Source organism: Moorena sp. SIO4A1 (assembly GCF_010672065.1).
GTDB lineage: Bacteria > Cyanobacteriota > Cyanobacteriia > Cyanobacteriales > Coleofasciculaceae > Moorena.
Window position 1 is genome coordinate 1 of record NZ_JAAHHX010000727.1, and the last position, 1,430, is coordinate 1,430.

A 1,430-nucleotide genomic window follows, 5' to 3' on the forward strand; every position below is an offset into this window, starting at 1 on the left:
TAGCCTATCGGATCCTGGCAATACCTTCAATAGCAGTAAGGCAGGCAATCAGGTAGATCCCACCATTCCCCTCACCCCCCAGAGTCCACCCTACTTTCAGGGACGTTTTAGCAATGGTCCGATCTGGGTAGATTTTGTAGCAGATTCTCTGGAAATAGACCTAAAGCCATCTACTGACTTGTCTGTGGTGTTACCGGATTCGCCGATACTTTCTCCAATCACTATCACTCCCGATGGCCCTAGAGTGAGTTTTTTCTTCAATGGTGCGACGACTAATCAAAGCGTAAACTTTGCTTTTGGTGGTTCTCAAGCTGGATTAGCTGGCCTTGGTGAATTCGGGGCGTTGTTACCAGGATTACTCACCCAAGTCGCAGGGTTTACCAATGACCTGATTGTATCTGATCAGATCGCTGACCCCAACGCCCTCTATATTCTGTGGTCGGGTGCCAATGATTACCGGAGTGTAGACCCTCCTAATCCTACTCAGGTCGTGGGCAATATACAGACAGCAGTGAACTCCCTGTATAACTTTGGTGCTCGCAATTTCCTAGTGCTTAACTTACCAGATTTGGGAAAGATACCTCGATCACTGAGGCTAGGTAGTTTATTATCGACTGGCTTCACGGATTTGACCGACCAACATAACTCTCTGTTGGACTCCACCGTTAACGTTTTGAGCCAATCCTTAGCTGACATTAACCTGATATCCTTAGATGCCAATAACTTATTTAATCAGGTTTTGACCAATCCTGGAAACTTCGGTTTCACAAATGTGACGGGAACGTGCTTAGATGAAGCAACGTTTATTGCTTGTGCTAATCCAGACGAGTTTGTATTCTGGGATAGCATCCACCCAAGCACAGCTAGCCATCAGATCCTAGCGGAATCTACAATAGCATTACTGAAGTCCCAAGACAACGATGAGTCTAAGTCTGTACCAGAACCAGTGTCTTCTGCCTCCTTAGGAGTGATAGGGCTTGCCTGGTTGTTTCGGAAACAGTTGAATCAATCCTTTTAGATAATATCATCTATTATAACACAGTGGCAGCTTTCCGAGCTGTCACCGTTGATCCTAAATTGATACTTAATAGTTTGATACTACTATTGGTAAATTCTATGGGTAAATTTCTGTTAATCTTATCTGCGATCGCTTGCCTGTCTCAGACTGCTATAGCTCAGGCACAATCAAGGCGTTGGGTCAGAGTGATGTCAAATGCTCAGACAGGAAATATCCACTACTTCGATGTCGATTCTTTGGTCAGCACCACTGATAAAATGGGCAATCCCATCCACTCCTTTGATAGTAGAATAGTATTTGGTAATCCTCTCGAACCAGGAGTGTATTCTGCCATTATCACGGTTCAAGTTAATTGCCCTGAGCGTTCCATACGTACATTGCGTTTTGAACAATACGATTCCCAGGGTAGTAA

At 44.6% G+C, this 1,430-nt stretch carries 2 protein-coding genes; both read left to right on the forward strand.

Annotated features, from left to right (window positions below; translation table 11 throughout):
• Positions 1 to 1,018, forward strand: a 1,018-nt coding sequence (locus F6K53_RS42350) for an SGNH/GDSL hydrolase family protein (protein ID WP_293086508.1), incomplete at its 5' end; no start/stop codon positions are given.
• A 98-nt stretch (positions 1,019 to 1,116) separates the two neighbouring features.
• Positions 1,117 to 1,430 (forward strand): hypothetical protein (locus F6K53_RS42355; RefSeq protein ID WP_293086511.1); only part of this gene is annotated, 314 nt, incomplete at its 3' end.